This is a genomic window from Euryarchaeota archaeon (genome assembly GCA_016207515.1).
In the GTDB taxonomy this organism is placed as follows: Archaea; Thermoplasmatota; SW-10-69-26; order JACQPN01; family JACQPN01; genus JACQPN01.
The window spans coordinates 18,546-43,464 of the sequence record JACQPN010000007.1 but is presented as its reverse complement, the minus strand read 5'-3'; the positions used below and the strand labels follow the sequence as shown (position 1 = coordinate 43,464).

18 protein-coding genes and 1 pseudogene are annotated in these 24,919 nt (G+C 61.8%); 3 read left to right on the top strand and 16 right to left on the bottom strand.

Going from position 1 to position 24,919, the window contains the following annotated elements; genetic code table 11:
- Nucleotides 1-55: 55 nt before the first annotated feature.
- The 3 genes from HY556_03260 to HY556_03250 form a co-directional block, all read right to left on the bottom strand.
- Entirely contained in the window at nt 56-6,226 is a 6,171-nt protein-coding gene (locus tag HY556_03260) for a S8 family serine peptidase (GenBank protein ID MBI4392802.1), read from the bottom strand.
- 537 nt (nt 6,227-6,763) lie between these two features.
- A complete protein-coding gene (locus HY556_03255; GenBank protein MBI4392801.1) occupies nt 6,764-7,573 on the bottom strand; it encodes a LamG domain-containing protein in 810 nt (269 codons plus the stop codon).
- A 50-nt stretch (nt 7,574-7,623) separates the two neighbouring features.
- Nucleotides 7,624-8,436, bottom strand: a complete 813-nt coding sequence (locus tag HY556_03250) for a LamG domain-containing protein (protein MBI4392800.1) — start codon at nt 8,434-8,436, stop codon at nt 7,624-7,626.
- Nucleotides 8,437-8,824: 388 nt separating this feature from the next.
- Between HY556_03250 and HY556_03245 the strand changes: the two genes are divergently transcribed.
- Nucleotides 8,825-9,937 (top strand): SDR family NAD(P)-dependent oxidoreductase, encoded by a 1,113-nt coding sequence (locus tag HY556_03245; GenBank protein ID MBI4392799.1) that lies wholly within the window; start codon nt 8,825-8,827, stop codon nt 9,935-9,937.
- A gap of 18 nt (nt 9,938-9,955) precedes the next feature.
- Here the strand turns inward: HY556_03245 and HY556_03240 are convergent, their stop codons facing one another.
- The 8 genes and pseudogenes from HY556_03240 to HY556_03205 all read right to left on the bottom strand — a co-directional run bounded on the left by HY556_03240 (nt 9,956) and on the right by HY556_03205 (nt 17,433).
- Nucleotides 9,956-10,960 carry a Gfo/Idh/MocA family oxidoreductase gene (locus tag HY556_03240; GenBank protein MBI4392798.1) on the bottom strand — a complete coding sequence of 335 codons (1,005 nt, stop codon included), beginning with the start codon at nt 10,958-10,960 and terminating at the stop codon, nt 9,956-9,958.
- Entirely contained in the window at nt 10,957-12,033 is a 1,077-nt protein-coding gene (locus tag HY556_03235) for a DegT/DnrJ/EryC1/StrS family aminotransferase (protein MBI4392797.1), read from the bottom strand. The genes HY556_03240 and HY556_03235 overlap by 4 nt, the downstream gene beginning before the upstream one ends.
- Before the next feature lie 17 nt (nt 12,034-12,050).
- Nucleotides 12,051-12,692, bottom strand: coding sequence for a transferase (locus HY556_03230; protein MBI4392796.1), 642 nt, complete (start codon nt 12,690-12,692; stop codon nt 12,051-12,053).
- A 74-nt stretch (nt 12,693-12,766) separates the two neighbouring features.
- Complete coding sequence (locus tag HY556_03225) at nt 12,767-13,804, bottom strand: GDP-mannose 4,6-dehydratase (GenBank protein ID MBI4392795.1); 1,038 nt, start codon at nt 13,802-13,804, stop codon at nt 12,767-12,769.
- Nucleotides 13,801-14,730: pseudogene (locus tag HY556_03220) on the bottom strand (SDR family oxidoreductase). The gene HY556_03225 and the pseudogene HY556_03220 overlap by 4 nt, the downstream one beginning before the upstream one ends.
- Before the next feature lie 64 nt (nt 14,731-14,794).
- The gene (gene galU, locus HY556_03215; GenBank protein ID MBI4392794.1) at nt 14,795-15,661 is read right to left on the bottom strand and encodes a UTP--glucose-1-phosphate uridylyltransferase GalU; all 867 of its coding nucleotides are present in this window, start codon (nt 15,659-15,661) and stop codon (nt 14,795-14,797) included.
- A gap of 9 nt (nt 15,662-15,670) precedes the next feature.
- A complete protein-coding gene (locus tag HY556_03210) occupies nt 15,671-15,895 on the bottom strand; it encodes a hypothetical protein (protein MBI4392793.1) in 225 nt (74 codons plus the stop codon).
- Between the two features lie 65 nt (nt 15,896-15,960).
- On the bottom strand, nt 15,961-17,433 hold the full coding sequence (locus HY556_03205) for a hypothetical protein (protein ID MBI4392792.1): 1,473 nt from the start codon (nt 17,431-17,433) through the stop codon (nt 15,961-15,963).
- Nucleotides 17,434-17,803: 370 nt separating this feature from the next.
- Between HY556_03205 and HY556_03200 the strand changes: the two genes are divergently transcribed.
- Together HY556_03200 and HY556_03195 are read left to right on the top strand one after the other, a co-directional pair.
- Nucleotides 17,804-18,106 (top strand): hypothetical protein, encoded by a 303-nt coding sequence (locus HY556_03200; GenBank protein ID MBI4392791.1) that lies wholly within the window; start codon nt 17,804-17,806, stop codon nt 18,104-18,106.
- 151 nt (nt 18,107-18,257) lie between these two features.
- Nucleotides 18,258-18,647, top strand: coding sequence for a hypothetical protein (locus tag HY556_03195; GenBank protein MBI4392790.1), 390 nt, complete (start codon nt 18,258-18,260; stop codon nt 18,645-18,647).
- A 118-nt stretch (nt 18,648-18,765) separates the two neighbouring features.
- Here the strand turns inward: HY556_03195 and HY556_03190 are convergent, their stop codons facing one another.
- From HY556_03190 to HY556_03170, 5 genes are all read right to left on the bottom strand, one after another.
- Nucleotides 18,766-18,996 (bottom strand): type II toxin-antitoxin system HicA family toxin, encoded by a 231-nt coding sequence (locus tag HY556_03190; GenBank protein MBI4392789.1) that lies wholly within the window; start codon nt 18,994-18,996, stop codon nt 18,766-18,768.
- 270 nt (nt 18,997-19,266) lie between these two features.
- Nucleotides 19,267-20,448, bottom strand: a complete 1,182-nt coding sequence (locus HY556_03185) for an NTP transferase domain-containing protein (protein ID MBI4392788.1) — start codon at nt 20,446-20,448, stop codon at nt 19,267-19,269.
- Nucleotides 20,449-20,495: 47 nt separating this feature from the next.
- Complete coding sequence (gene glmM, locus HY556_03180) at nt 20,496-21,803, bottom strand: phosphoglucosamine mutase (protein ID MBI4392787.1); 1,308 nt, start codon at nt 21,801-21,803, stop codon at nt 20,496-20,498.
- Nucleotides 21,804-21,806: 3 nt separating this feature from the next.
- Nucleotides 21,807-23,627 (bottom strand): glutamine--fructose-6-phosphate transaminase (isomerizing), encoded by a 1,821-nt coding sequence (gene glmS / locus HY556_03175; GenBank protein ID MBI4392786.1) that lies wholly within the window; start codon nt 23,625-23,627, stop codon nt 21,807-21,809.
- A gap of 1 nt (nt 23,628) precedes the next feature.
- On the bottom strand, nt 23,629-24,795 hold the full coding sequence (locus tag HY556_03170; GenBank protein MBI4392785.1) for an NTP transferase domain-containing protein: 1,167 nt from the start codon (nt 24,793-24,795) through the stop codon (nt 23,629-23,631).
- Between the last annotated feature and the right edge of the window lie 124 nt (nt 24,796-24,919).

Sequence of the window (24,919 nt, the reverse complement as noted above, 5' to 3'; positions counted from 1 at the left end):
CAGGTAGAGGGAGCAAGGAAGGAGGTTGATGCCAAGGATTCGCCCAAAGAGACGCCTAACCCCTGATTATGGCCACATCGTCGACGCTCCAGCCGAGATACGTATTCCAGGCTGAATCGACGCTATCGAAGGTGAACCGTACCGATACTTGGTCAGATATGAAACCTGCGATGTCTATCGACTCCGATGTCCACCCGCCAGGTTTCGGGTCTCGGGAATCCCACCGCTTTAGCTCGGTCCACGTAGCACCGCCGTCGCTGCTCGCCTCGACTGACATCCTGTCCCAACCGTCAATGGCGCGTAGCGGGTCGCTCCGACCGGCGTCCGTCGGACGTTCAGTCTGCCAAAAGTGTCTGAAAGTAAGGATGGCGCGCTCTGCTCCCGTGAGGTCCACCATAGGGCTACCCACGGACCCTGATGCGTGTCCCACGTCGTAGTCGCACGAAGGCGACGGGGCGTTGAACGTCAGCGCGAATTCTCCGGTCGTGAGCGAGCAGTCCGCCTGAACTCTCCACAGGTTCGTTGTGCCTCCGCTCTTCGTCCAACCGTCAGCGACGCCGTCGTCAAACGACTCGGCGTAAGCTGATTCGAAAGGGGTTACGCTCGGAGTACGAGCAATCTCCTCGCCCGGATCCACGGTATCATCCGAGTCCCGATCATCGAATACGGTCACGCTTCCGTCAGGATTCGAGGCCGTCTTGACGTTTCCCGCACCCAGGGCCCGTGCAGAAGCGTCGCTGGAGTTCAAGCCCTCGCCAGCAGAGTTGGCCGCCGTCACACTGTAGAAATAGGTGTCCCGGACCGATCTTCCGGAATCCTTGAATGTCGTCACGGTCGGGACCTTGGCCAGTAGGGTTTTGTTTGCGCTGGAGTTTCCACGGTACACGGTATAACCCGTCACGGGAAGGCCTCCGTTTGAGGACGGGGTCTGCCAGTCTAGCGTGATTTCGCCGGGGCCGGGGCCGAATTGTGCCACGAGATTGACTGGTTTCGACGGTGGGATGAATGTGGTTCCATTTGCCTCGGCGGAAAGGCCCCCCTCTCCGATCGCGTTCACGGCGCTCACCCGATAGAACCTCTTAACGCCATTACCAAGGCCGGTGTGCGTGAAATTTTGGGCACCTTCGATCTCCGTCAAGAAGTCTTCGCTGCCGCTTGCGGTTCCAGCATATATGCGATAGCTGCGCGGAGGCTGGGTCCCGGCCGGTGTCGATTGGTTCCACCGAAGTGTGATCGCGCCTGGACCAATTCCTGCCGAGGCGACGAGCCCGTGGGGCGCCGGGGGAGGGACCGCCGCGTAGGTCGTAGTGTTGACTTCGTTCGAGGGGCTGCTCTCCCGCAACGCATTGACCGCGCGGATGACATAGTAGTAGGTCGTCCCGTTCTCCAGACCGCCGTCCGCGTACGAGAACACGACCGGCAACTCTTCGATGAATGTTTCCTGGCCGCTTGCCGATCCACGGTAAACACGGTAACCGGTTATCGGAGTTCCACCATCGTCGACCGGTGCCTGCCAAGAAAGGACGGTGCTGCCCAGGTCGGATCCAGGCATCGCAGTGAGCTGGCGTGGCGGCGTGAGCGTGATTTCGTATTCTGTAATATGTTTCAGGTAAGTTGAAGCCGTTGACAGGCCCCCAAACGTAATTGCCGTTTCGCCCACTAGCACGGCTCCGGCACAGCAGCGCGGTGGACCAATCCCTTCATCCCGGACGATGGCCGAGTCCGCGGCGGGCGAAAATTGAACGACCTGACTCGTGAAGGTCGTGCCAAAGAGGCCTCCAAAGATGTATGCACTGGCCCCGTTCCAAACGGCGGACGTCTCGACGCCCCCAATGGGAAGCGTAGCTGCCATTACAGATACAGAGCCCGTGGACGGCGTGTATCTGACAATCTGCTTCAAGTGGGCTTGGCCCGTTTCTCCAGCGAAGACGTAGGCGCTCTGTCCGTCCCAAATGGCGCTCGTACCCATCCGTGCCGAGGGCAGACGAGGCGACATAACGGTCACGGCGTCTGCCGCTGGATCGTATCTCAGGATGTCGGTCGCCGGGCACACGCTTGTCGTGCATCCCCCGAAAATGTACACGTATTGGCCAGTCCAGACCGCGCTGGTGAGCGTGCGTCCCGTGGGAAGCCTTGCACTCATGAAGGTCGTCGTGTCCGTCCATGGATCATATCTCACAATGCGGTCCGAGCGGGCGAATGGCCCACTCTCGCCTCCGAAAACAAACGCGAAGGTTCCCGTCCAGACTGCGCTCGTGCCTTCTCGCCCAGAAAGAAGCGTTGCAGCCATGACTGTGACTTTGTCCGTCGTCGGGTCGTATTTCAGGATCTGGTTCAAGTAAGAGCCATCTTGGCCGCCGAAAATGTACACGTGTTGACCCGTCGAAACGCCACTCATATGCGCGCGCGCGGTCTTCAGTACAGCGTCTGCGACAACGCTTGTGGGAGACCCAAGTTCGCCCTCGCCCGCCGGGTTCACGGCGGATAAGCGGTAGAATGTTAACCCGCCGGGTCCGGTCGAGTCGCGATATGTTCCGACGTTTCCCACCTGGGCTAGGAAGGAGGCCGACTCCGCCGAGTCCCCCCGGTAGATCCGATAGTTCGTAATGCCGGAATCTCCGCCGGCGGCTGGCGGTTGCCATGTAAGAGTCATGTCCCCGACGGCCGGGCCCTTTACGGCAATGAGGTTTTGAGGCGGTCCCGGAGTCGATAGTGTGCTTCCGCTTGCCGTCGGCGCCATGGGGCCATCGCCCACGACGTTGACGGCCGACACGCGGTAATACTTGGTCACTCCCGCGCCGAGTCCGCCATCGTAGTAGACAAGCGCATTACCCACCTGTACCAAAAAAATCTCTTGCCCGGGTACGTCTCCGCGGTATAGGCGATAACCCGTGACTTGTGTTCCACCGGAATCTGCCGACGGTTCCCACCGAAGCACAATTTCGCCCGCCTTCGTGCTCGTGGACGCGGTAAAGTTGCGAGGGACGCTGGGAACCGTAAAAGTTGTCGCGCTCGTTTCGGTGGATACCGGTCCCTCCCCGACAGAGTTTGAAGCGCCAACCTTATAGAACCGGGTCCGGCCATTTCCCAAGCCGGATTCGACGAATATTGAGTTCGGTCCAACCTGGGCCAGGAACGCCTCCGTCCCGGACGCGTTACCCCCATATACTCGATAGCCGGTGGGAGGCGGGCCCGCGTTCGGGGACGGCGCCACCCATGAGAGCGTGATGTTGCCGGGACCGGAGCCGGCGGTCGCAGCCAGACTTTGGGGCGAGCCGGGGGGCACGACCGCAAAGGTCTGGACGGAGACTGGGGCCGAGGCATCCCCTTCTCCAACGAGATTGATGGCCGATACACCGTAGAAGTAACTGGTATCGTTCGCCAACCCTGAGTCGTCGTATTTGCTCACGGTTCCCGTTTGTGCGACATACACGAGGTTCGATTCAGTTGTCCCGCGGTACACGCGGTAACCGTTCGTGGGCGGTTTCCCGGCGGCTTGCGGCGGGGTCCAAGTCACAACCACCTTTCCGAGATCGGCGCCCGGTTCAGCCTCCACATTTTGGGGGGAATCCGGGGCATCTGGATGGTACGTGTTGGCCGAGACTTCGGGGGAAGACGGTCCTTCGAGCTGGGAGTTGATGGCCGTTACATTGTAGTAATACGTGGCTGTGTCCGGAAGGCCCGCGTCCGAAAAACCGAGTACATTGCCAAGGGTCGCGTGGAGCATCCCGGAGCCGGGCGATGACCCGCGGTATACATTGTACCCGGTGACTGGCGACGCGCCGAGCTCCACCGGTGGCTGCCATGCCAGGGTGATCTCGCCAAGACCCGGCCCAGGGGTCGCCGTGAAATTCGTTGGTGCCTGTAGGCCTATCGGATACTGGAAAATGTCTGAGAGGTAGACGCCATTCAATCCCCCGAAGACGAGCGCCCCTTTGGTCGTGAGCGCAGCGCTCGTGCAGCATCTGGCCGGCGTCATATCCTCGCTTACAACCGTAGCAAGATCAGTAACTGGATCATACTGGACAACCTGATTTCCAAAAGTCGTGCCATACAGGCCGCCGAACACGTAGGCGCGACTCCCGCTCCATGTCGCCGACGTCTCGACCCCGCCGATCGGAAGGCTCGCGGCCATGATAGAAACAACGCCGGTGGAAGGGGAGAACCTTACAACTTGTCGTAAGTGCGCCTGGCCGGTCTCTCCTCCGAAGACATATGCATCCCCGCCCGCCCACACGGCGCTGGTGCCCATCCTCGCGGAGGGAAGCCTTGGCGCCAGAACGGAAATGGCGTCGGTCGCTGGATCGTAACGGAGAATCTCATCGGTTGGACATACGGTCACGGTGCATCCTCCGAATATGTACACGTACTGTCCGGTCCACACGGCGGAAGTCAGCGTTCTCCCCGACGGGAGCGGCGTCGGCATGAGGCTTGCGGTATCGGTACCGGGATCATAACGCACGATTCCGCTAGAGCGGGAGTATGGACCGCTCTCGCCGCCAAAAATGTACGCGAATGTTCCCGTCCACACGGCGCTCGTTCCTTCGCGCCCTGCTGGCAGTTTCGCCGCCATGGTCGTCGCCTTCATCGTGACGACGTCGACCCGAACGATTTGGTCAAGATAATTTCCATCGTTGCCACCGAAGACATAGGCGTACTGGCCGTTCCACGCTGCACTCGTGTGGGCCCGCGCCGTGGGAAGCCGGATTCCGACAAAGAGCGACCTGCTGAGAGCGTTGTTTCCCAAGTTCGACTCGCCCGGGACTGGAGCGACCTCACCAGTCATGTTGTGTGTCCCGCTCGTCGGTGGCGATTGCCAAGAGAGGATGACGGTCTCAGAGGCACCAGAAGCCAGGGTCGAGAGTATGCCATCGTCCACCAGCACTCCATCGACGACGAGCCTTACGCTTACGTCGGATTCGGCGTTCAAGCCATTGTTGCGAACGACTATGGAGGCGTTAACCTGTTCGCCCGGCGCGACCGAGGACGGCAAGGTCATCTCGCGAACGGCGAGATCGTGCGCAGGCGGTATCGCCGCACCGACAGCTTCCACGGAGTCTACAACACCATAACCATACGAATTGTCGGGTCCCGACGCCCCGCCGTCAACGGCCGTTGACATGAGAATGTCCCGAATTTCGCTTGGGTCCGCGCTGCCCGCGGCTCTTTCAAGCACCAAAGCGACCAACCCGGAAACGTGGGGCGTCGCCATGCTCGTCCCGCTCAACGACCGATATCCGGTACCGGTGTTTGCGGACGCGGCGATGACGTCGACGCCCACTGCCGAGACTTCCGGCTTTAAGCGCCCGTCCCGCGTCGGACCACGACTCGAGAAATACGCCACAGTCTTCCCGTCATCCACGGCGCCTACCGTCAAGATGTCCCTCGCGCTGCCCGGGACTCCGACTGTGTTAGATCCCGGGCCGCTGTTGCCGGCTGCGACCACTGTCACTACTCCCGCGTTCATGGCGTTGGTAGCCGCCTGTTCCAGTGGTGAATTCCCGTCGCCGTTGACATTGGCGCCGAGGCTCATCGACATGACGTCGATGCCATAGGCATCCTTGTTGTCAACGCACCACTCCATTCCATCGATGACGCCGCTCTCGGAGCCGGACCCCGATCCGGAAAGTACCTTGACGCCTATGAGATTCGCACCCGGCGCGATTCCCACGTAGGGCGTTCCAGCCGCCGTCCCAGCGGCGGTCGCCGCCACGTGGGTTCCGTGGTAGTGGTCATCGTACGGGGTGTTTCGACCGTTGATGACATCATACCAACCCACTATTTTGGGGTCCGTCGTCTGCGGATTGTCATCTTGATCATCCAAGCTCTTGTGGGACGGGTCGATTCCTGTATCAACAATCGCGATTCCGACGCCCGCACCGTTGACGCCGTACGTGGAACGCGCCTCTGGCGCCCGGATCACCGGTCCCGAGGAGTCAAGCGTGGCCCGGACCAGGGCGTCGTGGTACACGAGCACGACACCCGGCATCGTGGTCACGAACCGGACCGTGGACGCGGGCATGCTTGCCGAAACCGCCGGCGCGAGGTGGTAAACACGGACCCCGCTGGCGCCCATGGCGAATAGGCCTCCCTGAGCCGACGCCGCCGAACCTTGGTCGGCGAAGGCGATGATGATCTTGAGGTCGTCCTCCGAGCCAGACCGCGCAATCACGAGGTCGAGGACGTCTTCGATGGAATTGCCGTCCAGGTCCTGTCGGTGACCCACTTCGATTTCGGCGCTCAGCGTTCGGTTCTCATATTCCGATAGGGACTCGGTGCCATTGCGCGGCGCCGCCGCCGTATTGGCGTTGCTGGAGGTGGAGGAATCGGGCTCTGCTCGGGCCGGCGACTCAGGTGAATCGGTCTTAGGAGTCGTTCCGGCGCCGTTCTCCTCCGAAGTATTGTGAGAATTGTCGCTTCCCGGAGCTGGCTCGGTTGAAGCGTCTGCAACACCCGAAGGGAAGAAGCCGACGGGCGTCAGCAAGAGGATTGCCAGCGCGACGGAATACAGGGCCCTGCCTGATCTCGAATTCCTCCTGTGGCCCTGTCGCGTCACGTCGCCTCCTATCCCTTGGGTACCCGACTCTTGACACCACTGCCTATGACAAGATAAGACTTTTCATGGACTTCTAGGTGGATCAGGAATCGACGTAACGTCCACGCCTACCATCATATGCCACGCCGATGCTTGTCACCGGCGGGTGTCACAAGTCGCCTTGTGCCCCGGCGCGTGGGCCTAGGAAGGCCGTCCGGCGGCAGGACGTCAGCAGGCCGCTAATCCCGTGTTTGGGTCTGCGATTCCGCGTTCGTAGGGGCAGTTCATGAGCGTAATGATGTCCCGTTGCCCTAAAGCGCGATCGAAGATTCGGACTTCGTCCAGAATCCCGTCGAGGTTACGTGACGGATTGTAATTGTCGCGACCAAGCTCTAAGCGCGATGTGGACGGCGTCAAAGCGGCCTGGCGCGCCCCCACGAGTAGACCATTCACGTAGAGGCTTGAGGTCGTCCCATCGAACGTTCCGGCAACATGCGACATGGCTCCACCGGTAATCGTGAGATTGGCGACGAGGCGGTATTCGCGGGGCGCGTCGTCGTATATTAGCCATTCGATGGCGCCTTGGTTCGCGTCCCCTATGCGAAGGGCGAAACCGCCCTTCGTATCCTTGGCCGCCACGTTATTGATGATTCCGCTGATTCCGACGCCGCTTTGTTCGCCGCCGACCGGTTTGATCGTGCGGGGCAGTATCCACGCCATTGCGGTGATGGTCGACAGGGTCTGGAAATCGTGTGATTCGGCCTCGAGCCACGTCTCTTTGCCAGAAAGCGAGGCCCCGCCTCGGAACCTGCCTCCGTCGGGCAGCATGTTGGCGCCGTGGTTCGTCAGATTGATGCCCTTTCCCGAGGCATCGCCAAGGCCGGTTGCGTCCGTCGACGTGCGGTCAAAACTCCAAATTACGACTTCTGAACCGATCAACCGGACTTGAGGTGATGTCTCTTGGTTTCGTCCTTCGAGGCAGCCGGCCAGCAACACGGAGACGGCCAGCAACGCGAACCACGGGTGAAACTTTCCCATGGTGGGGATTCAATCCGCCATTGCATGAGCCTTATGTATTGGTCCAGCCGTCAACACGACGGCGTCGAAATGACGCTGACCACGCTGTTGTCGTATGGGCAGTTCATCAGGCTCACGATTTCGCCCGCCAAAAGCGCCCGGTTGTAGACGCGAACCTCGTCGATGACGCCGGGGAATACCCTATTGTTACTATAGAGGTCCCGGCCGATTTCGAACGAAGCGGACGTCGAAGACAGGGTGCCTGATCGGCTCCCGTCGAGCATACCATTGACGTAGAGCCTCATTGTGCTGCCGTCGAAGGTCCCTGCGATGTGATAAGCGACGCCGGCCGATAGAGGCGTCTTGCCAACAAGCCGGTACTCAAGGGGGGCGCTGCTGTAGACGAGGAACTCGGGAACGCCGCTGGTGTTGTCACCGATCCTCAATGCGTAGCCGCCGGTTGTCCCAATGGCAGCGACGTTGTTCACGATACCGCTGATTCCGATGCCAGACCCGGCTCCGCCGGCTGTCTTGGTGAAGGTCGGCTCCACCCAAGCCATTACTGTCACCTGGTTCAGGCCGTTTAGTGACGGTGGATTCGGCCGCGAAAGGAATGAATTCACGCCGTTGAAATTGAAGGCGCCACCGAAACGACCTCCGAACGGCGCGTAGGGCGCATTGCTAATGGTGAGATCGTTGATGTTGCTGGTCGAATCCCAGGTCTGACCGAATTCGGGGTGCCAATCATCGACGTCGAACTGCCAGACGGCTACCTCGCCGCCGGTGAAGCGGGCGAAGTATGTGGAATCAGTCGTGGGCGCGGCAGGCGCTATTGGAACTAGCATTAACGCGGCAATCATGACGGCAAACGTGACGGACCTCATCTTTCACTCCCTCGACTCATCGACAATCTACATGGGGATAAACCCTTCCTTGTATTGGCCGGGGTTCCCTGGCGTCAGGCCACCGCGTTTTCGTGAGAGTCTATTCCCAACACCGGTTTTCCCAGTACGACGGTGGGCCCCGATGGCGAATACCCTCTACTACTCCGACCTCCCATTACTTGGACGGGGCGCGCATCGCGTGGCGTGTCCGCCGAAAGCCGTGGAGGCGACCAACAAGTGCGGGGCCACCGCCGTCGCCAGCGAAGTATGTACGGCACCAACGCCATCGAGCTCACAATGGTCACGTCGCCGATCGATTCCTATTGAGCGGGCCGGGATTATTTGGCATTCCCTTTATTTACCAGACGCTGATTGTTGCGCGGTCCAAATGAAGAAGATCCTCGTCACCGGCGGCGCCGGTTTCATCGGCAGCCACTTGGTGGACTCTCTCGTCTCGGCGGGCAACCAAGTCCGAGTCCTCGATAACCTCGAGCCCCAAGTCCATTCCAAGAAACCGGATTATCTCAACGCCCGGGCCCAATATGTCTGGGGCGATGTCCGTGACCGGAAGACCATTGAGCAAGCGCTAGAGGATATCGAAGTTCTGTATCATCAGGCTTCGATGGTGGGTGTTGGCCAGTCAATGTACCAAATCGAGAGGTACGTGGACGTCAACACGATGGCGACGGCTCGCCTCCTGGACGTTCTCGTGAACAAGAACCACGGGTTGAAGAAGCTGGTCGTGGCAAGTTCGATGAGCATTTACGGGGAGGGCCTTTACCGGTGCCCAGGCTGCGGCGCGAAAGCCCAGCCGCTCCTGCGGGCAGAATCCGCGATGAGGGGGCATGAATGGGAACATCCCTGCCCTTCGTGCGGAAACCGACTGAGCCCAATTGGCACGCCTGAGACCAAGCGCCTCGACTGCACGTCGATCTACGCGCAATCCAAGAAAGATCAGGAAGAGTATTGCCTAATCGCGGGCCGGACGTACGGGATCCCCACAGTGGCGTTGCGCTATTTCAACGTCTATGGCTCACGCCAGAGCCTGGGCAATCCGTACACCGGCGTGTGCGCCATATTTTCGTCACGAATCAAGAACAACCACCGGCCCGTGGTCTACGAGGACGGCTTGCAGACGCGGGATTTCATCCATGTAAGCGACATCGTGCGGGCCAACATCTTGGCCGGCACGAAGGGCGGCGCTGACTATCATGCGATAAACGTCGGGACGGGAAACCCGCAGACCATCAGGGGTGTTTCGGAGACTCTCATCAAACTTTATGGGTCAAAGGTGACCCCGCACTTCGAGAACAATTACCGCGCGGGCGATGTGAGGCATTGCGTTGCGGACGTAGCCCTCGCAAAAAGCCTCCTCGGTTTCGAAGCGCAGACGCCGTTTGACGACGGCATGCGGGAACTGGTGGCCTGGGGTGAAGCGGCGGAGGCTAAGGACAAATTCGACGAGGCGAACGCGGAGCTGCGTGAACGCGGCCTGCTCTGAGGCGGTTGGTTACGGAGATCACGGCCTCACGTTCACGGCCCTCTTCTCCCTCGCCGCCTCGAACGCCGCTTCTATCATCCTGACGGCGCGTAACCCACATTCGCCATCCGCCAGTGGCCTCTTTCTCGTCTTCACCGAGTCCAGGAACGCTTCGAGTTCCACTTCCAACGGTTCGCGGTACTGTATCGGCACCGTGTGTCCTCCTTCGTTCACGACCTCGAACCGGGCCTCCGGCCCGTCGCCGTGGACTTCGATGTGCGACTCGCTGATGACCATCTCCTGCGGTTTGAGATAGTCGACCTCCGCGCTCATTCGACTTCCGACGACCACGAGTTTCCGGTCCTTTCCGGCAAGCGGTGAGAGCCAGCTTTCCAGGCTGAAACCGCGCACGTCGTCGGGGAATTCGAGGATGAGTTGTGCGACCTCCTCGATCCCCTTCGAATGGTACGATCCCAGCGAAGCGTAGATGGTCTCCGGATAATCGACGCCGAGTAGGAATGGGAACAAGTCCACCTCGTGCACTCCAAGCGCGTGTAGGACCCCCATGTCCGGTCGCGGAGCCCGGAAACTCAAACGGTTACTCACCATGTACCGGACGTCGCCGAGCTCGCGAGTCTCGATGAGACGCCTTATGGCTTGGACTCCGGCGTGGTAGCGGAAGATGTGGCCGACCTGGAGTATGCGCGTTTTCTCCTTGGCGAGGGCGATCAGTCGCTGTCCCTCGTCGCTCGTGAGCGTCAGGGGTTTCTCCACGAAGACGTCTGTCCCGTTGGCGAGGAATTCCGCGGCGAGCGGGTAATGGCTGGGGGTGGGCGTACAGATGTCGACGGCGTCCACTTTTCCGATGAGTCGCTTCGGGTCGGTCACGAAGTCGGCGCCGGATTCCTTGGCGTACTGGCGGGCCCGTGATTCGTCGACGTCGCAGATGGTGAGCTGCGACACCCGACCAGCTTCACGTAGCTGCTTCAGCACGCGGGCGTGGTTCTTTCCCCAGTATCCGGTGCCAAGTAGCCCTAGTCTCACTTCGCTCCCCCGGCAAAGTCGCGCACGGCCCCCGCGATGTAGTCAAGATCGGCGCGCGTGAGTTTCTGATGGACGGGAATGGATAGTATCTCTGCGGCGGCCCTCTCCGTCTCGGCAAGTTTCGCCCGCGGCAGGGTCTTGAAGGCGGGTTGCAAGTGGATGGGGATCGGGTAATGGACGCCGGCCTCGATGCCGCTCGCTTCGAGGTGCTTCCACAAGCGGTCGCGCTCGTGGTAGCGGATAACGAACTGGTGCCACACGTGCTTCGAGCCGGTGCGCTCCGTGGGCAAGGTGACGCCCTTCGTCCCGGCAAGGGCGTCTTGAAGGTATGCGGCGTTCTCGCGGCGCTTCGCGGTCCACGCTTCGAGGTGCTTGAGCTGAACGCGGCCGATTGCACTCTGGATCTCCGACAACCGGTAATTGAACCCGGGGATCTCGTGCTCGTACTTCTGCCCTGGAGCACGGCCCGCGTCTCGGAGCATGCGCAACGTGGCGGCGATCCTGTCGTCGTCCGTCGTCAACATCCCGCCGTCGCCGGCCACCGTCATGTTCTTCGATGGGAAGAAACTGAAGATCGCGACGTCTCCAAGTGTGCCGATCCGTTTTCCCCCGTATTCGGCAAGGTGCGCCTGGGCCGCGTCTTCTATGACCCTGATCCCATGGCCCCGCGCGGCCTCGACTATCGGCGACATGTCGGCGCTTTGCCCGTAGATGTGCACAGGGACGACGGCCTTCGTCCTAGGCGACTTCAGGCGGGAGAACTCCCGCGGGAGAATCGTGAAAGTCACCGGATCGATGTCCGCGAACACGGGGACCGCCCCGATGTGGATGAGGGGTGCTGCGGTCGCGATGAAGGAGTGGGATGGGACTATCACCTCATCGCCGGGGCCTATCCCCGCGGCAAGGTATGCGATGTGGAGCGCCGCCGTTCCGGACGAGACCGCGATCCCGTGCTTCGTGCCGATCTTTGCCGCGAACTCCTTCTCGAACGCCTCGCCCTCGGGGCCCTTGATGTAGCGGCCGCTCTCGATTACGCGAAGCGCCGCTTGGCGCGTCTCGTCGTCGACGAACATCTCGGCCAGTTTGATCTTCAGCTTTTCCACTGGTACAACCTCTCATAGTGCCCGGGCGGACAGACGAGTTCGTCGACGCGGCGGACGACTTTGGCGGGGTTACCTGCGACCACGGAATCGTCGGGCACGTCCTTGGTGACGACCGCGCCGGCACCTATGAGCGCCCTTTTCCCGACCTTTATCCCCGGCATGAGCACGGCGGCCGCCCCGACGTAGGCGTCCTCGCCGATCTCCGGGCCCCGCAGGCAGTAGTCGCGGTCCTTCTTCCCTTGTAGTTTGAACTGCGGACAACCAGGGTGCAGGTGGTTCGTCATGACGACGCATGGGCCGATCCACGCTCTTCTCCTGATGAGAACGTACTCGGGGACGAAGCAGTTGGAGTGGACGCGCGCGCCGTCCTCTATGACCGTGTCGCGCTCGATGATGGAGTGGGTGCCGATCGAGACGTCGTCGCCGATGCGGTTGTCTTCGCGGATGACGGCCCCGTGACCGGTCTTGAACCCGTCGCCGATGCGGGTCCCCTTGTAGATTATCGTCTGGGACCGGATGAGGCCGTCCTTGCCGATGGTGGTGCGAGTCGTCCCACCTGTCGGGTGGACGCCGACCTCGGCCATGGCCTCGATGACGGTGCCCTTCCCGATCCTAACGTTCTTGCCCATCGACGAAGCGCTGGGAGAAGCCGTCGCCTCGGCGTGCGTCTTGAGCGGGCGTCTCACCGGTCTGGTCTTCTTCTTCACACCGCACCAATCAGTTTCTTGTTCGTTTCGAACCAAGCGAGCATACGGTCGAGGCCCTGCGGGAGCGCCACCTTAGGGCTCCAGCCGAGTTCGTCCTTCAACTTCCTAGTGTCGGAGACGTAGACTTTCTGGTCGCTCGGGCGCCAATCGGCGTAGGAGAGCTTGCTGCGTTTCCCGGTCTTCTCCTCAAGAACGTCCAGAAGCTCGAGAAGCGACGTGGTGTGCGCGGCGCCGCCACCGGTGTTGTACACGCCGTGCCGCTTGTTGCTCTTGAGAAACGCGTCCCAGGCGGCTACAAGGTCCTCGACGAAGAGGGTGTCTCGCACCTGCTTGCCGTCCCCGAAGATCGTGATGGGCCTTCCCGAAAGCGTCGCGATCGTGAACCACGCGACCCATCCTTGGTCTTCCACGCCGAGTTGGCGCGTGCCGTAGATGCAGGACATCCTGAAGACCCCGGTCTTGAGGCCGTACGTGTGGGCGTAGTCCTGGGCGTAGAGGTCGCCCGTGAGTTTCGAGGTGCCGTAGGGGGTGTGTTCGCAATGGTCGGTGTTGAAAGTCTCGGGGATCCCGTGCTTGAACGCGGGCTCGAAAGCGTAACGCTTGCCCTGATCGACGACACCCACCTTGTTCACATTGTCGCCGTAGACCTTGTTGGTCGAACAGTAGACTACACCCGCGTCGTTCTCGCGCGCCGCTTCCATGACGTTGAACGACCCGAAGGCATTCACTTCGAAGTCGCGGCGCGGGTCGGTAAGCGACGCCGTCACGGCCGTCTGTGCCGCCGTGTGGATGATCACGTCGGCGTCGCGCGTCGCCTCGGAGAGAGATTTCCAATCGGTGATGTCGCAAGAGCGTAGTTCAACCCCTTGCACGTTCTTCAGGTGGTTCCAGTTGTGGCTGAAGTCGCCCTTCTGGTGAAGAAGTTGGCCGCGGCTCAGGTTGTCGAGTGCCACGACGTGATGGCCGGCCCTTGCGAACCACTCGCTTGCGTGCGACCCCACGAAACCGGCCCCCCCTGTCACGATGACCTTCATTTCTTCGCAATCCTCCCTCGGAAATATTCCATCGTGACCTTGATTCCTTCCGAAAGTGGGACGCGGGGCTCCCAGCCAAGGATCGTCCTTGCCTTCGTGATGTCAGGCCGCCTTTCCTTTGGATCGTCCACAGGGAGGTCCTTGAAGACGATCTTCGACTTCGAGCCCGTCGCTTTGATGATCAGGTCGGCGAAGTCGATTATCCTCATCTCCTCGGGGTTACCGATATTGACCGGGAGCACGTGGTCGCTCGTCATGAGCCGGTGGAGCCCGTCGACGAGGTCAGACACGTAACAGAAACTGCGCGTCTGCGACCCGTCGCCGTAGACTGTGAGCGGTTCACCGCGCAGGGCCTGCCCCATGAAGTTCGGGACCACGCGACCGTCGTCGAGGCGCATCCTCGGCCCGTACGTGTTGAAGATGCGGACGATCCGCGTGTCAAGGCCGTGGGCCGTGTGGTAGGCCATGGTCATCGCTTCCGCGAACCGCTTCGCCTCGTCGTAGACGCCACGCGGTCCGATGGGGTTCACGTTCCCCCAGTAGTCCTCCGTCTGTGGGTGCACTTTCGGGTCGCCGTAGACCTCGGACGTCGACGCGATGAGAAAGCGCGCCCTATGCTTCAAAGCCAAGCCCAGCATGTTGTGCGTCCCGAGGGCACCGACTTTCAAAGTGGGGATCGGCCAGTCGAGGTAATCCTTGGGGCTTGCGGGGCTTGCCATGTGGTAGACGAAGTCGATGGGTCTCTCGGTGAAGAACGGTTGCGAGACGTCGTGGCGCACGTATTCGACGCGCCCGGTATTGCGGGCCGCGTCCAGGTTCGACGTGTCCCCAGTGATGAGGTTGTCGAGCACCATGACGCGATAACCTTTCGCCACGAGTAGATCGACGAGGTGCGAGCCTAGGAAACCGGCCCCGCCCGTGACGAGCGCGGTCTTGCCGTCGCCAACGGCCGGTGCCGCGGCATTCCCCGTCGTGTGCGAAGCCCGTGTTTCACTTTTCGTTACGCACCATCTCCCCGAGGAACCGTCTCAACTCTTCCCTGTACTCGTCCTGCATAAGGGCCACCTCGACGTTCGTCTTCAGCCAATCCATCTTGTTGCCAAGATCGTAACGCTTCCCGTAGAACTCGTAGGCGTAGAGCGGCTGCTTGGCCCGAAGGAGCCGCAAGGCGTCCGTCAATTGGATCTCTCCGTTCTTCCCAGGCTTCGTCTCCTCGATCGCTGCGAATATCTCGGGTGTGAGCACGTAGCGCCCGAGTATTCCAAGATCCGACGGGGCCTCCTCGGGTCTAGGTTTCTCAACGAGGTCCTCTATCGGGTAGAGGTGGTCCGACACGGCCTTCGCCGGTTTGACGACGCCGTAGGCCACGGAGCGCTCGCGCGGGATCCGTTCGACGGCGATTATCGGCGATCGTTTCGCCATGTACTGGTCGATGAGTTGCAACGTGCAGGGTTTCTTCGAGAAGACGATGTCGTCGCCGAGAAGCACCGCGAACGGCTCGTTCCCGATGTGCTTTTTCGCCTGGAGGATCGCGTGGCCGAGGCCTTTCTGCTCCTTCTGGCGTATGTAGTGGATCTGCGCCATGTCGGCGATGTCCTGCACCATCTTCAGGTTCGCGTGGTCGCCTTTTTCCTTGAGGAGAAGTTCGAGTTCGAGGGCGCGGTCGAAGTGGTCTTCGATCGCCCGTTTGCCGCGGCCCGTGATGATGAGGATGTCGTCGATCCCCGATTGGACGGCCTCCTCGACGACGTACTGGATCGCGGGTTTGTCAAGAAGAGGAAGCATCTCCTTCGGGGAGTTCTTCGTCGCTGGAAGGAACCGGGTGCCGTGGCCCGCCGCGGGGATGACGGCCTTCATGAGACGGCCTCACGCCTGTTTCTTGGCTTGCGCGGTCAAGTAGGCCGCGACCACCAGGGCCACCAACGCGCCCGGAAGCACGATGGTGAGGAGCTCGGTGAGGCCAAGAAGGCGTTCAACGTCTCGCGTCAGCACCATCGTGATCACGATGGAGACGACCGTTCCAAAGACGCTTCCGACGAGGAGGCCGCCGGTCGAGAGGATTCCATAGCTTCGGGGGGCGTCACTTTCCAAGAATCACACCGTCTGCGGCGAAGAGAGCGGGCCGGTTTATTTATATATTGCTACACCCCGGCCCGTCAACCTTGGTTGGCCGACGAGGCCGCTTCACCGCCCGTCGCGGCGAGGCGCTTGGCATAGAACAGCAGCCCCTCGCTGGCATTCTCGTAGACGATATGCGGCACCCCGAGCGCGTCCAGGGACATGCGGGGGTCGCGGCATTGAGGGCAGAGGCCGTTCGAGGCGAATTGTTCGACCCACCTGCCGTCGGCGAACCGGTCGGTGAATCGTATGTCCTGGGGCGGCTGGATGCCCTGGACCTCCAACGCCCGGTTGTACTCGTGGACGATGTGGACGTCGCCTCGACGGTCGATACCGATCCCGGGGTCGAGCGTCAACCGGTTGTAAGTCACCTGCGCCTCGGGGTCGGCCGTCTCCGCCAACCAGCCCGTCGCGCTCCGGTACACGTGCCGAAGGCCGTTCACCCGATTGTTGCAAGCCACATGGGGGAAGCCCTTCATGTCGAGGGCGAGGCTCAAGTCGAAATAGCACCCGCTGACACTCACGTTGTCCCGGGCCCAAGAACCATCGAGCCAAGTGCCGTACACGAACCGGGTAGAGCTTAGCGATCCCACGGTGTGGATCCGCCCGGTCCCGTCAACGACCGCCGATGTCTCGGCCTTGAGCGGCGCGCTCTGGTCCACCCAACCAGCGGGCGTCCGCCACGCCATCACCATCGAGGAGCCGCAGCGGCCATATACTGTGAGGGCGCCGTCGGGAGCGAGCATGAGGTCCGCGTGCGTGGAGGCGCTGCAGGAGACGATGAGCTCGTCCTGCCACACGCCATCTTCAAGGAACGCGTGGTGCCAATCCATCACGGTCGCAACGCACGGGTAGGCGCCCGAGCCGTGGTAGATGAAGTGCGGGTCCCCGTCGGCGTCGACGGCGAGCGTCCTCCCTTTCGTGAACGTGCGTGCACAATCCGCGACGACCGCCGAATCCCACGCTCCGCCCGCATACGTCGCATGCTCGACGTGGCCCCCGCCGGCCCCGGGGAGAAATCCGGTGAAGATCACGTGCACGACCTGCGCGGAGGATGCGGGATTTTCCTGATTGATGCTGAATTCTGGCTCCGCCGTGACGCCCGGATCTACAGCCACTTCGGGGTCGACCGCCACCTCGGGATCGATGCCAACCGTGGGCGTCGTCGTGATTCCGGGATCCAAAGTGAGGCCCGGATCGGCGACCACGTGTGGCTCTACCTTCGTATCCGCCTCGACCGCCGTCCCGGAAACGACCGCGACGTCCGGCCAGAAGACGCCCGAGTAGTTCTGACTCGGCGGGATCCGGAGGTTCACCCACGCGCCGGGAAGATCGACCGGGAGAAGATCGCTCGGCGACGAGGCGGCGGGCACCGTCACCGGATCCTCGGTACCGGAGGGACCTGTCATCGTGGGAAGAAAGGGCTGCGCGAACGCGAGGCCGCCGGGTCCAAAAACGAGCAGCGTCGTAAGAGCGACGGCCCATACACTGCCTCCTGCCCCTCTCCTCAAGACTACTTCGCCTCCGCAAGCGTCCCTGACCACGGACCGCTGGTAGAGAAGAGGCCCGAGACGTAAATAGGCTTTTTCTCGCGTCGCCCGCAGGAACCCGGCGCAAGTCGCGAAACGTTCGCGAGGGAATATGGTGTGAAGGCGGCGCGCGTGCCCGAGAGCAGACCTGGTCGGGGCCCGTGACCTGCCGCCATTAACGCGGGACCACGGCGCCAAAGTCTGCGAATCGTCGGTTTTCAACGATAACGTTTAAGCACTGGGGGGGGGGGTATGAAGGTCCGCGAACCCCTGGTGGCCTTTCGGGCCATCTGTGGTCGCAGGGGCAAGGAAAAACTTGAAGGCACAACAAATGTTGGTTACGAGTGTCATCATGACCGCGACGATTGGCTTGGTCCTAATTTCTGGTGCGCGTGCCGATCCGACCGGCGCCTCCTGCACTGCATTCGAAGAGTGGTACCGTTGGCAGTCGCCGGACGGGAACCGCGCATACGTCGTAGAGAGTCGAAAATGCTCGTATCTGCTGGACGGAAGCAACGGCCAGGTGTACTGCAATTACTACCAGACCCATGAGGCGACGAAGGACGGGGACCAATGGGAACACGCGTACCAAGATTCGGAGGCCGTTTGCCTCGTTGATCTAGAGGAGACACAACCACAAAATGCCGACCCGTAGGGCATCAATTGGATTGGCCCCGTACGGCCTCGTTTTGTTTATAGCGTTGGCCGGGTGTCTAACGCCCAGTGCGACCGACATGGGGGCGGCGGGCTCGGATGGGGAGGCGACCCCTTCCCCATTGAAACCCGATGGCGAGCAATCGACGTCCGTGGCAAATGCTCCGACTACGGGCGTGGAAAATGCCACAGGCTTAAGGCCGCGATCCTTCACGGGCAGCGGCGGGGCGGCACTAGCGACCGATGCAGGCGCGTTAATGACGCATTTTGACGGGTCGACGTTGGAAACGAACAGTTACTTGAAGGCGACGGTAGTGGCGCGATTCTCGGCCACGGGTGACTTGCGCCTTGAGTTGGCGTGGGGTCCGATGGGCGAGAAAGTGGAATTCGGCAGCAACGAAACAAAGGAAATGGGGATTCTGCCGCCAGGAAGGTACGGGGGCCCGGCAAGCTACAAGACCGTCCTTGCCCGAGACATTAGTTACGAATGGGTCGCGCACGTTGAATACCTGGGCAAGGAAAAGCCCGCGGACGCCCCCTAGAGGACCACTTCGCCCGGCCTCGTCGATGCCCCAGCCGCCATCATCACTCCCACGTTGAGGCTCGTGTTGATCCCCGTGTGGAGGTCGTCGCCGCGAACGACGTGGATCGGGCGCCTGTCTATCGGAGCAACCGCTCGAACTCTTTTCGCGTGAGGCCCGATTGACGGATGATCGATAGGAGGGTTCCAGGCGCGATCTCCGGATGGTTCGGAACGACGACAACCCGCGTCGCGCCACGCACGATCCCCTTGAGCCTGACGTGACTGCAGTGTTGACCGACTCTCTCGAACCCGGCGCGCCGCAGCGCGGCCAAAACCCCACGCGCTCGCAGGACGGGAAGTCTTGCCATCCTCGATCTCGAACGTCGTGAGGTAGGCTTTCCCCGGAGGCGTTTTCGCGTCCTCGTCCTCCAGGTACAACTGAACGGCTTCAACGAGATTGCTGAGGGCTTGCTTACGCGTCCTGCCCTGGCTGGCAACGTCCAGTTCCGGGCACCATGACACGAAGAGGCGACCTTCCTTCCGGATGACTGCGGATAATCGCATTTCTTTCCTAAGAGTAGTCGGGGGGTGTATATCAGAATTGTCCCGCTTTCGGCGTCTGGGTGCTGACGTTGCCGCTAGAGCACCACGTCGCCGGGTCTAGTCGCCGCCTTCGCCGCCAGCATCACGCCAACGTTCAAGCTCGTGTTGATCCCCGTGTGGACGTCATCGCCCAGAACTACTCCGAACTTCCGTCTTCCCGTGTCGAACTTTTGTCCATCCCACTTCGCTTTGATCGTCTTCCCATCGTGCCGGAGGTTGGCGACCTTGGTCCCCGCGCCGAGGTTCACACGCTCGCCTATGATGCTGTCCCCCACGTACGAGAGGTGGTTCACGTGGGCGTTCGCCATTATGATGCTGTTCTTGACTTCGCAACCGTTCCCGACCTTCGCGCCTTCCATGAGGACGGTGCCTGGTCGGATGTAGCAGTTCGGTCCTACAGTGCAGTTCGCTCCGATGATCACGGGGCCTTCGATGTAAGCACCGGCCCTCACGACAGCGCCCTTTCCCACCTGTACGGCGCCCTTGAGGGTCGCCCCCTTCTCGACCGTCCCATTGAGTCGGGTCTTGACTTCGCGCATCGCCTCTTCGTTTGCTTCGAGCAAGTGCCACGGACGGCCCACATCGCGCCATTCGCGCATGTCCACCATCTCGAACCTGGCGCCTTTCGCGATGGCGGCGTTCACGGCGTCCACGATCTCGAACTCGCCGCGTTCAGTCTTCGAGAGACTTCTTGCGGCTTCGAGTACCGTGGAGTCGATCATGTAGAGGCCCGCGTTCGCGTGGCTTGACGGCGGTGTCGTGCTCTTCTCGACGATCTCCTGGATGGTCTTGCCGCTGAGGCGAAAGGTCCCGTATTCCGTCGGGTCCTTCACCGTGACGCCGGCGACCGCGAATCCCGGGTGCGACGCGATCGCCTTGACCGACGCCGCGTCTACCAGAATGTCGCCGTTCGCGACCATGAAACGGCCCACGGTCTCGGGAATCTGGGCGAGCGCGTGGCCCGTTCCAAGTTGCTCCTTCTGTACCACGTAATCAATGGAGACATCCCACTTCCTCCCATCGCCGAAGTGCTCGCGGATGCGCTCCTCCTTGTAGCCGACGACGATCGTCGCGCCTCTCATACCGGCGCTTTTCAGCGATAGAACAAGACGCTCAACGATGGGGACTCCTGCGACCGGCAGCATGCATTTCGACATGTTGGCCGTGAGCGGACGCATGCGTTTCCCCTCTCCAGCGGCAAGGATCACGGCGCGCAGTTCGCTTCCTTTGGCGGAGGCCGGTCGCGTCTTGCGTTTTTCTTTCCTCACGCCTTCACCGCCTTGTCAAGTATATCCGACGCTTTCGTGAAGATGTCCTCCATCCGCTTCTCGGTCTTTGCTTCCGCGGTTATCCTGATCTTCGGTTCCGTGCCGCTCGGTCGTATGAGGAGCCACCCGTCCTCGAGGTCGACACGAACCCCGTCGATGGAGCTCGTCCGGCCAAGCCTTGAGGCAAGTTCCTTGACGTGCCGCATTGTCTTCGCCTTGTCCCCTTCGGGCACTTTCACCGCGTGCCGTTTGATCGGCAGGCTCGGAAACTCCGCCGCGACTTTCGAAAGCGGGCCTTCCCTAGTCACGATCTCGACCATGCGCTTTGCGGCGTGGGGCCCGTCGGGGCAGAGGCTCACGCGTGGGAATATCCAAGCGCCGGACGGTTCGCCGCCGAAGCTGGCACCGTGCGCCTTGACGTCCTCGGAGATGAACTGGTCCCCCACCCGGCCCTTGATGACCTTCACGCCTTTGAGGAAGCTGTCCACGGCCATGCTCGTGTCGATAGGCACGACAATGGTGCGGGCCCCCAAGGACCGGGCGAAGAGCGCGAGGGTCAAGTCGCCGCCGAGGACGGTCCCGGTCTCGTCGACCGCCACCATGCGGTCGGCGTCGCCATCGTGGGCGATGCCGAGGGCTGCCCCCGAGGCGGTGACGGTCAGGGAAAGGTCCTTGAGGTTCTCTGGAGTCGGTTCGGGGTCTCGCGCCGGGAACGTGCCGTCGAGTTGCGCGTTCAAAGTGACGACCGAGGCACCCATTCGCCGAAGCATCTCGGGCGTGATCGTGGCCCCGGGGCCGTTCCCCGAGTCGACGACGACCTTGGTGCCGTTGGCGGAAAGGGCGTCGCGGAGAAGCGCCTTCATGTGCCGCTCGACGGCGCCGGGATTATCCGTCGGCGAAGGCGAGTCCCGCCATGGGCCATGCGCAGGTTCGCCAGCGACGCGCCGCTCGACCTCCTCCTGTTGCTTCACGCTGAACGCCATGCCGTCCGGATTCCAGAGCTTGATGCCGTTGTACTCGCCGGGATTGTGGCTCGCGGTGACGACTACGCCGCAGTCGAAGTCCCGCGCGGCGTACGCGAGCGTAGGCGTGGTCACGACGCCGCAGGTGCGGACCTGCGCCCCCGCGGAAAGTAGACCGGAGACGAGGGCGTTTTCAAGCATCGGTCCCGACGTCCGGGTGTCGCGTCCCACGACGACGCGCTTATGCGCGGCCCCGACGGCCAGGCCGACCTTGAGCGAAAGCTCGGGCGTGATACGTTCGAAGACCTTCCCGCGGATCCCGCTGGAGCCAAAGAGGCCCATCGGTCACTCCACCGTCACCGATTTTGCGAGGTTCCTGGGCCGATCGATCTCGCAGCCGCGCTTTCGGGCCGCGAAGTAGGCGAGAAGCTGCATGAGGACGGCCGCGGGAACGGGAAACAGCAACTCGTCGGTCTTCGGTATGAGTACCTGGTCCGACGCGACCTTCTCCACTTCGCGTTCCCCTTCTTGCGTGACCGCGAGGACGACGGCGTTGCGGGCCCGCACCTCGGCGATGTTCCCCATCATGGCCTCGTAGCTTTTTCCCGGCGGAACGAGGGCGACGACGGGCGTCTTTGGCGTAAGCAAGGCCAACGGCCCGTGCTTCAACTCTCCGGCCGATAGTCCCTCCGCGTGGATGTATGATATCTCCTTCATCTTGAGAGCGCCCTCGAGGGCGACAGGATACGCGGGCCCGCGACCAATGTAGAAGATGTGGTCTGCCTGGGCGAGGCTGTTCGCCAGCGCCTCGATCTCGCTTCGCTTGTCGATGACTCGCTGGACGACCCGCGGCAGGTTCTTGAGTTCGTTGACGAGGGTGCGCGCGCGCTCCGGCGCGAGGCTGCCGCGGCGGACTCCCGCCGCCGCGGCCACGAGGTAGAGGGAGACAAGCTGGTTGGTGAAGCTCTTCGTGGCTGCCACCGACACTTCGGGTCCGGCCCGTATCAGGTACGTCGCGTCGGCGACCCGGGTGATGGTGCTCCCGACCACGTTCGTGATGGCCAGCGTCGGGTGATCGTTCCTTTTTGCCTTCTGGAGGGCGGCTATCGTGTCGGCGGTCTCGCCGCTTTGCGTTATGGCGATCGCGAGCGTGCGGCCGGTCGGGCGCGTCTCGGCGTAGCGGTACTCGGAGGCGATCTCGATGTCGACCGGAAGCCCAGCGAGGTCCTCGAACAGGCGCTTGCCGACGAGCCCCGCGTGGTACGACGTGCCGCACGCGAGTATCATCACGCGGTCGATCTCGGAGAAGACCTCCGCCGTAACGTTTCCGTCCAACTCGAGCCGTCCTTGGAGAGTGGCGTCCGCGCGGCCAAGGAGCACGTCGTGGATCGCGGAGGGCTGCTCGTAGATCTCTTTGAGCATGAAGTGGTCGTAGCCGCCCTTCTCCGCGTCTTTTGCGTCCCACGGGACGTCCACGATCTTCGGCTTGAGTTCCCTATGGGCGAAATCGTAGAGTTTCGCGGCCCGCTTCGTTATCACGACCGCGTGCCCGTCGTCGAGGAAGAAAACCTTCTTCGTGTGCTCGAGAAGCGGTGTGACGTCGGAGGCGAGGAAGTTCTCTCCATCGCCAAGCCCCACGACGAGCGGTGGGCCCGATCTTGCCGCGATCACCTTGTCCGGCTCCGAGGCGTGCATGACGGCGATCGCGAACGTCCCTTGGATCTTCTTCAACACGGCGAAGAACGCGTCCTCGATGCTTCCCTTGTAAGCGGCCTCCAACATGTGCGCGAGGACCTCGGTGTCCGTCTCCGACGCGAACATGTGGCCTTCCTCGATAAGTTGCTCCTTGAGCGTCAGGAAGTTCGACAGGATGCCGTTGTGCACCACAGCCACCTTTCCGTCGCAGGAGAGGTGCGGGTGGGCGTTCCTCTTCGTGACTCCGCCATGTGTCGCCCAGCGCGTGTGGCCGATACCCGACTTTCCTGTCGAGGGGATCGTCGGAGCGAGCTTCTCCACGAGGCCCACTTCGCGGGCGACCTCGAAGGCCCCCTTGAGCGGTATGGCGATCCCTGCCGAGTCGTAGCCGCGGTATTCGAGGCGACGCAGGCCTTCAAGAAGCAGCTTGGGCGCGTTCTTCTCGCCGCAGTAACCCACTATGCCGCACATCCTATTCGACCCTCGCAGAATCAGGGATCGAGCGGCTGAGGTTCACGTTCGACCTGATGGTGGACCTTGATCCCACGACGACGCCGGGTTCGAGCGAAACGTTCCCCCCGATCACGACGTCCTCGCCGACGACGCATCCGAAGTCGGAAAGCGTGTAGAAGCCGTCCTGCGCCTTGAAGTCGGCGAGTCCCGAGATGGCCGTGAAGCGCGGGCCTGTCCGCACGCCAGACGATATGACGCTGTTCTTGATTATCGAGCCCGGCCCGATCTCGGCGTCGTCCATGATGACGCTGTTCTCGATGACGCAGGCGGGGCCGATGGTGACGTTCTTCCCTATGGCCGATGACGGATAGACGACGGTGTTGGCTTCGATGATCGAACCGTCGCCGACGATCGTCGGCCCGCGCACGTCGGCCGTCGGCCGGATGATCGCCGCCTTTCCCTTGATCACCGACCCCTTTTTCTCGTCCGGCGCCTCGCGGGCGAGGATCTTGGCGTTGATGTTCAGGATGTCCCAAGGGTAGACTGCGTCCATCCATGCCCCGGCCGCGGTCTTGACACCCATCACCTTCTCGCCGTTGTCGATCGCCGCCTGGATCACGTCCGGAAGCTGGTGAACGCCGTTCTTCACGGCCTCGTTCAAAAGGTTCCTGAAGCCTTGCGGGATGACGTAGACACCCGCGTTCACGAGGTCGGACTTGGCTTCGCGCGGCTTCTCTTCCAAGGATTTCACGTACTTGCCGGAGAGCTGTACGACGCCGTACTTCGCCGGATTGTCGCTGTGGGCGATCGCGAGGCGAAGGCCCTCGCCCTCCGAGGTGATTGCACCGACGAGGTCGCCGTCGATGATGTTGTCGCCGCCGAGGACCAGCGATTCACCGGGCCCGTCGAATGCAAGAGACAGGGCGTGGGCGGTCCCGATGGGAGAGTCTTGGAAGACGTACTTGATCTTGCAGTCGAACCGGCGGCCGTCCTCGAAGTAGGATTGGACGACCTCGCGGCGGTAGCCGGCGACTATGGTGATGTCCTTCACCTTGTTCTTGACCAGGGCCTCGACCACGTATTCGAGTATAGGCCGGTTCGCCACCGGGATCATGACCTTCGGTTTGGAGTTTGTGAGAGGCCGAAGGCGCATCCCCTCGCCCGCCGCCAATATGATGGCCCTCATCGTGGCTCCAATGGATAGTTACGTTTATTAAGGCTTGGTACTCGCCCTTTCGCGTAGTCCCCTTCGACCACCCTTCGCCCCTGGCCGGATGCTCAAATCCTCCATCCAATGAGGATATACCCCC

Excerpts from the sequence above, each read along its gene's own strand:
- HY556_03245 (MBI4392799.1), top strand. The coding sequence starts at position 8,825 with ATGAAGAAGATCCTCGTCACCGGCGGCGCCGGTTTCATCGGCAGCCAC.
- HY556_03250 (MBI4392800.1), bottom strand. The coding sequence starts at position 8,436 with ATGAGGTCCGTCACGTTTGCCGTCATGATTGCCGCGTTAATGCTAGTT.
- HY556_03255 (MBI4392801.1), bottom strand. The coding sequence starts at position 7,573 with ATGGGAAAGTTTCACCCGTGGTTCGCGTTGCTGGCCGTCTCCGTGTTG.
- HY556_03230 (MBI4392796.1), bottom strand. The coding sequence starts at position 12,692 with ATGGGCAAGAACGTTAGGATCGGGAAGGGCACCGTCATCGAGGCCATG.
- HY556_03170 (MBI4392785.1), bottom strand. The coding sequence starts at position 24,795 with ATGAGGGCCATCATATTGGCGGCGGGCGAGGGGATGCGCCTTCGGCCT.
- HY556_03235 (MBI4392797.1), bottom strand. The coding sequence starts at position 12,033 with ATGTTCGTCGACGACGAGACGCGCCAAGCGGCGCTTCGCGTAATCGAG.
- HY556_03225 (MBI4392795.1), bottom strand. The coding sequence starts at position 13,804 with ATGAAGGTCATCGTGACAGGGGGGGCCGGTTTCGTGGGGTCGCACGCA.
- galU (MBI4392794.1), bottom strand. The coding sequence starts at position 15,661 with ATGAAGGCCGTCATCCCCGCGGCGGGCCACGGCACCCGGTTCCTTCCA.
- glmM (MBI4392787.1), bottom strand. The coding sequence starts at position 21,803 with ATGGGCCTCTTTGGCTCCAGCGGGATCCGCGGGAAGGTCTTCGAACGT.
- glmS (MBI4392786.1), bottom strand. The coding sequence starts at position 23,627 with ATGTGCGGCATAGTGGGTTACTGCGGCGAGAAGAACGCGCCCAAGCTG.
- HY556_03190 (MBI4392789.1), bottom strand. The coding sequence starts at position 18,996 with ATGGCAAGACTTCCCGTCCTGCGAGCGCGTGGGGTTTTGGCCGCGCTG.
- HY556_03200 (MBI4392791.1), top strand. The coding sequence starts at position 17,804 with ATGACCGCGACGATTGGCTTGGTCCTAATTTCTGGTGCGCGTGCCGAT.